General features: G+C 66.9%; 9 protein-coding genes. 2 read left to right on the top strand and 7 right to left on the bottom strand.

What is annotated here, in order from left to right; genetic code table 11:
• A partial coding sequence (locus KH616_RS18130) for an aminotransferase class IV (RefSeq protein WP_292249004.1) occupies positions 1–260 on the top strand: 260 nt, incomplete at its 5' end.
• Positions 261–371: 111 nt separating this feature from the next.
• Here KH616_RS18130 and panB read toward each other — a convergent pair.
• Genes panB through hda form a run of 6 tightly spaced genes read right to left on the bottom strand, consistent with a single transcriptional unit; the run spans position 372 to position 5534 of the window.
• The gene (gene panB / locus KH616_RS18125; protein WP_292249001.1) at positions 372–1187 is read right to left on the bottom strand and encodes a 3-methyl-2-oxobutanoate hydroxymethyltransferase; all 816 of its coding nucleotides are present in this window, start codon (positions 1185–1187) and stop codon (positions 372–374) included.
• A 40-nt stretch (positions 1188–1227) separates the two neighbouring features.
• Positions 1228–1968: a deoxynucleoside kinase gene (locus KH616_RS18120; RefSeq protein WP_292248998.1), complete on the bottom strand. Its 741-nt coding sequence runs from the start codon at positions 1966–1968 to the stop codon at positions 1228–1230.
• On the bottom strand, positions 1965–2510 hold the full coding sequence (gene folK / locus KH616_RS18115; protein ID WP_292248995.1) for a 2-amino-4-hydroxy-6-hydroxymethyldihydropteridine diphosphokinase: 546 nt from the start codon (positions 2508–2510) through the stop codon (positions 1965–1967). The genes KH616_RS18120 and folK overlap by 4 nt, the downstream gene beginning before the upstream one ends.
• 35 nt (positions 2511–2545) lie before the next feature.
• The gene (gene pcnB, locus KH616_RS18110) at positions 2546–4102 is read right to left on the bottom strand and encodes a polynucleotide adenylyltransferase PcnB (protein ID WP_292248992.1); all 1557 of its coding nucleotides are present in this window, start codon (positions 4100–4102) and stop codon (positions 2546–2548) included.
• A 5-nt stretch (positions 4103–4107) separates the two neighbouring features.
• The gene (locus KH616_RS18105; protein WP_292248989.1) at positions 4108–4785 is read right to left on the bottom strand and encodes an HAD family hydrolase; all 678 of its coding nucleotides are present in this window, start codon (positions 4783–4785) and stop codon (positions 4108–4110) included.
• A gap of 11 nt (positions 4786–4796) precedes the next feature.
• On the bottom strand, positions 4797–5534 hold the full coding sequence (gene hda, locus KH616_RS18100) for a DnaA regulatory inactivator Hda (RefSeq protein WP_292248986.1): 738 nt from the start codon (positions 5532–5534) through the stop codon (positions 4797–4799).
• Positions 5535–5762: 228 nt separating this feature from the next.
• Here hda and purM point away from each other — a divergent pair, with 228 nt between their 5' ends.
• The gene (gene purM / locus KH616_RS18095) at positions 5763–6818 is read left to right on the top strand and encodes a phosphoribosylformylglycinamidine cyclo-ligase (protein ID WP_292248983.1); all 1056 of its coding nucleotides are present in this window, start codon (positions 5763–5765) and stop codon (positions 6816–6818) included.
• Between the two features lie 97 nt (positions 6819–6915).
• On the opposite strand, the gene miaA is transcribed toward purM, so the two are convergent.
• Positions 6916–7815: tRNA (adenosine(37)-N6)-dimethylallyltransferase MiaA (gene miaA / locus KH616_RS18090; RefSeq protein ID WP_292248981.1), on the bottom strand; the 900-nt coding region annotated here is incomplete at its 5' end.

Raw genomic sequence — 7815 nt, 5'->3', positions numbered from 1 at the left:
GCTTCGACATGCTGTTCTTCAACGAACGCGGCGAGCTGACGGAAGGTGGCCGCTCGAACGTGTTCGTGAAGCTGGACGGACAGTGGGTGACGCCGCCGCTGTCGTGCGGCGTGCTGCCGGGCGTGATGCGCGGCGTGCTGCTGGACGATCCGGCGTTCGCGGCAAAGGAGCGCGTCGTGACGCGCGACGACCTGTCCCGCGCGGAGGCGCTGCTGCTGACCAATGCGCTACGCGGTACGCTCGACGCCGAACTGAGGTGATGCACGTATCGCGCTGAAAACGCGGCCGGCATATGAAAAAAAGCGCGGCGCCTTAAAACGGGCGTCGCGCTTTTTCACATCCGCTGCCGGCGGCACACCGCCGGCTCTGCATCAGAACGCGTGTTCCGGTCCGGGGAACGAGCCGTCCTTGACCGCACCCACGTACGCTTCGACAGCCGCCTGAATGTTTGGCTGACCCTGCATGAAATCCTTCACGAAGCGCGGACGCTTGCCGGGGAAGATGCCGAGCATGTCGTGCAGCACGAGCACTTGTCCGGAGCAATCCACGCCCGCACCGATACCGATCGTCGGCACGCGCAGCATCTGCGTGACTTCGGCAGCAACGAGGCCCGGCACGGCTTCGATCAGGACGAGTTGCGCACCCGCCGCCTCCATCGCACGTGCATCGCGCAGCAGTTGGGCGGCGCCCGCCTCGGTCTTGCCCTGCACCTTGAAGCCGCCGAACGCATGCACCGACTGCGGCGTCAGGCCGAGGTGCGCGCATACCGGCACGGAGCGCTCGATGAGAAAACGCACGGTGTCGGCGAGCCATTCGCCGCCTTCGAGCTTGACCATCTGCGCGCCCGCGCGCATCAGCCTGACCGAACTCGCGAACGCATCGGCGGGCGTGCCGTACGTGCCGAACGGCAGATCCGCGACGATCAGTGCGCGCGGCTGCGCGCGTGCAACGCAGGCGGTGTGATAGGCGATGTCGTCGAGCGACACGGGCAGCGTCGTGGTCTGGCCTTGCAGTACATTGCCGAGCGAATCGCCGATCAGGAGCACGTCGACGCCGGCGCGGTCGAGCAATGCCGCGAAGCTCGCGTCATAGCAGGTCAGCATGGCGATCTTCTCGCCGGCGTCGCGCATCGCCTGCAGTTTGGGCACCGTGACGGCAGGCCGAGTCGATTCCTGGAGATAGGTCATGGGAGATCCGGTTCGATGAGTGAATACAGCAGCGAGGCGCTCAGCGCGTCGTCTCGCCCTTGACGAAGAATTCCTTGCGGCCGCGCATCGTTTCGATGTGCCCGACCAGCAACGAGAGATCTTCGGGAGATTCCAGCGGATTCAGGTGTTCCGCGGCGACCGTCAGCACCGGGGTGCGGTCGTAGTGATAGAAAAATTCGTTGTACGCGTCGACGAGCTTGCGCAGGTACGCGTCGCTGATCTGCTGCTCCATCGGCAGGCCGCGTTTCTGGATGCGCGCGAACAGCACTTCCGGGCTGGCTTGCAGGTAGATCACGAGATCGGGCGAGGGCGCATGCGGCGCATCGCCCGATGCGCCGGGCGCGCTGCCCGCGGCGCGCGAGAGGTCCTTCGGCGCGTCGATATGCGTCGCGAGTGCGCGATAGAGCTGCCATTCGTCGTCCGGCAGATTCAGCCGCGCGAAGATTTCGTTTTTCTGCGGCATGTAATCGGCGACGACGGACCGGCCCGTTTCCAGCGTGGCGACGAGTTCATGCGCCTGCTGCGCGCGCTGCAGCGCGAACGCGAGCTGGGCCGGCAGCGCGTAGCGCGCCGTGTCGCGATAGAAGCGTTCGAGAAACGGGTTGTCCTGTGGCCGTTCGAGCAGCGTCTGCATCGACCAGCGCTCGGCGAGCAGGCCGGCGAGCGTCGTCTTGCCGACGCCGATCGGTCCTTCGATCACGAGATAGCGAAACGGCGCACGCAGATCGGGCGCCGTGACAGTCAGGGGCGTGGGGTTCATCGGCAGCGGTTTTCGTCAGCGCTTGCGCCGTCGACGGCGAGCGCCTTCTGAATCAGGCATTTGCAGGACTGGACTTTCTCGATGCGCTGGCTCGCGACCGCGGCGAGGAACGTTTCGGCGCGGCCGCGCGCCGGGATGTCGAGTGTCGGGTCGATCTCGATGAGCGGCACGAGCACGAACGCGCGATCGGTCAGGCGCGGATGCGGCACGATCAGGTCGGGTTCGTCGATCGACTCGCTGCCGTACAGCAGGATGTCGAGGTCGAGCGTGCGGGGCGCGTTGCGGTACGGGCGTTCACGCCCGAAGTGATGTTCGATCTTGTGGCAGAGGGCGAGCAGTTCGCGGGCTTCGAGCGTCGTGTCGATCTTGACGACGCAGTTGTAGTAGTCGTCGCCGCTCGCGTCGACCGGGGCCGTGCGATACAGGCTCGACTTGTCGAGAATCGCGATGGTGTGCTGCTGTGCGAGACACACCACCGCGTCCTTCAAGGTCTGGCGCGCATCGCCGAGATTCGCGCCCAGTCCGAGATAAGCAACCGTCATGGCATCACTTCCTACGTCGTTCGCCGGCGAGCGCGTCAGTCTTCCGTGCCGGCCGGGCCGCCCGACGTCTGTTCGGCGCTGTCGCCCGGCTTGCGGTTCCGCACACCGCCGCGGCGGCGCCGCTTGCGGGGCGCTTTGTCCTTGCTGCCGCCTTGCGTGAGCAGCGCCTCGCGGGCGGCCGCGTCGCCTTCGATGAATTCCGTCCACCACTGTCCGATGGTCGGGTCCAGCTCGCCGGATTCGCAGCGTAACAGGAGGAAATCATACCCCGCTCTGAGTCGTTGGTGTTCCAGCAGGCGCATCGCGCTGCGGCCGGAGCGTTTCTCGAGACGCAACTGCAGGCCCCAGATCTCGCGCATGTCGGCCGAGTAGCGCTTGTGGATCGCGAGCTTCTCGGTCTGCATGTCGATCACGTCGTCCATCGCGCGATGCAGGGCAGGCACCGGCAGCTCGCCTTCGGCCGTGTATTGCTCCCAGCGCTGGCGCATGTCGTGCCAGAGAAGCGTCGCGAACAGGAAGCCCGGCGACACCGGCTTGCCCGCGCGCACGCGCGCGTCGGTGTTGTTCAGCGCGAGCGTGACGAACTTTTCGCCCTGCGGCTGTTCGAGCACGACGTCGAGAAGCGGCAGCAGCCCGTGATGCAGGCCTTCCTTGCGCAGCTGCTTCAGGCACGCGAGCGCATGGCCGGACAGCAGCAGCTTCAGCATTTCGTCGAACAGGCGTGCGGCAGGCACGTTGTTGATCAGGTCCGCGAGCGCATTGATCGGTGCGCGCGTATGCGTCTCGATGTCGAAGCCGAGCTTCGCCGCGAAGCGCACGACGCGCAGCATCCGCACCGGATCCTCGCGGTAGCGGGTGGCCGGGTCGCCGATCATTCGCAGCAGGCGCGCGCGCACGTCGGCCATGCCGTCGTGGTAGTCGAGCACCGTCTGCATGGCCGGATCGTAGTACATCGCGTTGATCGTGAAGTCGCGGCGCGCGGCGTCCTCGTGCTGTTCGCCCCAGACGTTGTCGCGCAGCACGCGGCCGCTCTCGTCGACGGCGTGCGTGCGGCGATCGAGCTCGTCGCGCTTCAGGCGCCTGGCCGGCGCCGCGCCTTCCTTCTGCGCATCCGCGGGCGGGGCGTCGACGAGCGCGCGGAACGTCGATACCTCGATCAATTCCTGGCCGAACTGCACATGGACGATCTGGAAGCGGCGGCCGATCAGACGCGCGCGGCGGAACAGGCGCTGCACTTCGGTCGGGGTGGCGTCGGTCGCGACGTCGAAGTCCTTCGGCGCGATGCCGAGCAGCAGGTCGCGAACCGCACCGCCGACGATGAACGCGCGGAAGCCCGCCTGCTGCAGCGTTTCGGTCACGCGCACGGCGTTCCTCGAGATCAGCGCGGGATCGATGCCGTGCACGTTTGCGTGCACGACGGTCGGCTCGTGGCTGCGCGCCTTCCTGGCGGCAGGACTGCGGGTGCCTTTCGCCGCGCGTGCAGCGGCCGGCGCGTGCGCCGGTGCGGCTTTCTTCGGCGCGTCGGCGGTGTCGGTTTGATTCTGCGCGGCGTCGTCCTGGCCGAGCAGCTTGCGAATGAGTTTTTTGATCACGACGTTCAGAACAGGTCTAGGATGCGCCAGCCGCGGTCGCGAGCATGCGCGCGCAGCGTGTCGTCGGGGTTGGTCGCGATCGGGTCGCTGACTTTTTCGAGCAGCGGGATGTCGTTGTGCGAATCGCTATAGAAATAGCTGCGCGCGAAATCGTCCCAGTGCTTGCCAATCGATGCGAGCCACGCTTCGGTGCGCACGATCTTGCCTTCGCGGTAGCTCGGCGTGCCGGTCGGTCGGCCCGTGTAAGGCGAATCCGGGTGACCGTCGGTCGTTTCCACCTCGCACGCGATCAGCGTGTCGACGCCGAATGCGGTCGCGATCGGCCGCGTAATGAATTCGTTGGTTGCGGTGACGATGCAGCACAGGTCGCCCGCGTCCAGATGCTGACGCACGAGTTCGAGTGCCGCCGGCAGCATCGCGGGACGGATCACCTCGTGCATGAACTGCGCGTGCCACTCGGCGAGTTGCGCGCGCGAATACTTCGCCAGCGGCGTGAGCATCGCGGTCAGGTACGCGTGGATGTCGAGCTTGCCCGCCTTGTAGTCGGCGAAGAACTGGTCGTTCTGACGCGAGAAGCTTTCCGCGTCGACGATGCCGAGCTTCACCATGAAGCGACCCCATTCGTGGTCGCTGTCGGTCGGGATCAGCGTGTGGTCGAGGTCAAAGAGTGCCAGATTAGTCATGGGTGCGCATTTTACTCGAAGCGGTTTGAACCGACCGCCGCCGGCCATCCCGCGGCCGCCAGACGCGCGAGCAGCGCGCGCACGAGCGGCAGCGTCACGCCGCGCTTCTGCTCGAGCGAAAAGCGGTCGAGCGCGTCGAGGAGCGTCATCAGGCTCGGCATGTCGCGGCGGAAATGGGTGAGGAGATAGGCGGGCACGTCGTCGGCCAGCGCGACACCGCGCTCTTTTGCCGCTTGCCGCAGCACGGCGGCCTTGGCGTCGTCAGGCACCGGCGCGACGTGAAACACGAGACCCCAGCCGAGGCGCGTGCGCAGATCCTCGCGCACATCGAGCGCACGCGGCGCGACCGGGCCGGCGACGACCAGCGCGCTCGACGGATGCGCGCGCACCTCGTTGAACAGGTTGAACAGCGCGACCTGCTGCGTCGGGTTCAGGCGGTCGCAGTCGTCGACCGCGTAGATCGACTGCCGCGGGTCGAACGTGAATGCGTCAAGCCCGCTTTGCGGGCTCACGTAGCGCGCGCAGCCCGGCGGCGTGTCGTAGACGAGCGCCTGCAGCAGGTGACTGCGGCCGCTGCCCGCTTCGCCCCACAGATAGAGCGTGCGGTCGGCGACCGGGCCTTCCGCGATCGCCGCGTCCAGCCCGCGCAGGCGTGCGACCAGCTCCGTGTTGGAGCCGACGAAGAAATTGTCGAACGTCGCGGGAGGCGGCGTGCCGAGATCGAGCGTCAGTTGACGGGAAGCAGTCACGATGCGAAACGGTTGGGGTGAAGCCTGCGGGGCGCCGGATCGGCATCGCGCGTCGCTGCCGCAACGGCCGTGCATGCGCCGGCGCGCCGTGTCGCGCGCGGCGCGCGTGGCAAGAAAAACGGGGACGTGTCGGGCAAGATGCGATCCGTAGCGATTCGATGCAGTAATTCCGGCCAAGCGGCCGGCTTCGGGTAAAATCGCATTTTACCGACCTTCTCGCATTCCCCCATGAATCCTCCGAAATCCGCTCCCGACGCCCAAGGTCTTTCCTACCGTGACGCGGGCGTCGACATCGACGCGGGCGACGCGCTCATCGACAAGATCAAGCCCTTTGCGAAGAAAACCCTGCGCGACGGCGTGCTGGGCGGAATCGGGGGGTTCGGCGCGCTGTTCGAAGTGCCGAAGAAGTACCGTGAACCGGTGCTCGTGTCCGGCACGGACGGCGTCGGCACGAAGCTGAAGCTCGCCTTTCATCTGAACAAACACGACACGGTCGGCCAGGATCTCGTCGCGATGAGCGTGAACGACATTCTCGTGCAGGGCGCCGAACCGCTGTTCTTCCTCGACTACTTCGCGTGCGGCAAGCTCGACGTCGACACGGCCGCCACGGTCGTGAAGGGCATCGCGCAGGGCTGCGAGCTGTCGGGCTGCGCGCTGATCGGCGGCGAAACCGCCGAAATGCCGGGCATGTACCCGGACGGCGAGTACGACCTGGCCGGTTTCGCGGTCGGCGCGGTCGAGAAGAGCAAGATCATCGACGGCAGCACGATCGCCGAAGGCGACGTGGTGCTGGGCCTTGCATCGAGCGGCATCCATTCGAACGGTTTCTCGCTCGTGCGCAAGATCATCGAGCGTGCGAATCCGGATCTGTCGGCGGATTTCCACGGCCGTTCGCTCGCGGACGCGCTGATGGCGCCGACCCGCATCTACGTGAAGCCGCTGCTCGCGCTGATGGAAAAAATCGCGGTGAAGGGCATGGCGCACATCACGGGCGGCGGCCTTGTCGAGAACATTCCGCGCGTGCTGCGCGAGGGCCTCACCGCCGAGCTGGATCAGAAGGCCTGGCCGCTGCCGCCGCTGTTCAAGTGGCTGCAGGAGCATGGCGGCGTCGCCGACGCGGAAATGCACCGCGTGTTCAACTGCGGGATCGGCATGGCGGTGATCGTGTCGGCGGCGGATGCCGACGAGGCGGTGCGTCAGCTGACGGACGCCGGCGAGCAGGTGTGGAAGATCGGCACCGTGCGCGCGAGCCGCGAAGGCGAGGCGCAGACCGTCGTGGTCTGAGCGTTTCGTTCGATTGTTCGCAGGCGCGCAGGCCGCGCCTGATGTAAAAAACCTGGCAGCGTGCGTTGCCAGGTTTTTTTTGTGCCTGCCGTTTCGCTCAGGACGCCGGTGCGTCGAGCAGCCGTTCCAGTGCATCGACCGTGCGTGCGGTCGAGTCGGGCGCAATGCAATCGACGACGATCCGCTCGGGCATCGCGCGCAGCCAGGTGAGCTGCCGCTTGCACAGCTGACGTGTCGCGAACACACCCTTGTCGCGCATCGTCCGGTAGTCGGTTGCGCCGTCGAGGTATTCCCAGGCTTGCCGGTAGCCGACGCAGCGCATCGACGGCAGGCCGATGTGCAGGTCTTCACGCCGCCGCAGCCGCTCGACTTCGTCGATGAAACCCGCGTCGAGCATCGCGTCGAAACGCGTGGCGATCCGGGCATGCAGCACGGCGCGGTCGGACGGCTCCAGCGCGACCGGCACGAAGCGGTAGCGCGACGCTTCGTCGTCCGCGCGCGGCGGCGCGGCGAGCAGCGCCGACATCGGCTGGCCGCTCAGGATGAACACTTCGAGTGCACGCTGGATGCGCTGCGAATCGTTCGGCGCGAGCCGTGCGGCGGTGTCCGGATCGACCTGCGCGAGCCGCGCATGGAGCGCAGGCCAGCCGTCGCGCGCCGCATCCGCATCGAGTTCCGCGCGCACCGCCGGATCGGCGGTCGGCAGATCATTCAATCCCTGCGTCAGCGCCTTGTAGTACAGCATCGTGCCGCCCGCGAGCAACGGTGTTCGGCCGCGCGCGGCGATCTCGCCGATCAGGCGCAGCGCAGCCGTGCGGAATTGGGCGGCCGAATAGGCGTCAGCCGGATCGATGATGTCGATCAGGTGATGCGGCACGCGCGCGCGCTCGTCGCGCGACGGTTTCGCGGTGCCGATGTCCATGTCGCGATACACGAGCGCCGAGTCGACGCTGACGATTTCGATCGGCCGGCGATCCGCGAGCGCCAGCGCGGCGGC

The organism is Burkholderia sp. (genome assembly GCF_018375725.1).
Lineage (GTDB): Bacteria > Pseudomonadota > Gammaproteobacteria > Burkholderiales > Burkholderiaceae > Burkholderia.
The sequence above is the reverse complement of the archived record's forward strand: the minus strand, read 5'-3'. Positions and strand labels throughout refer to the sequence as shown.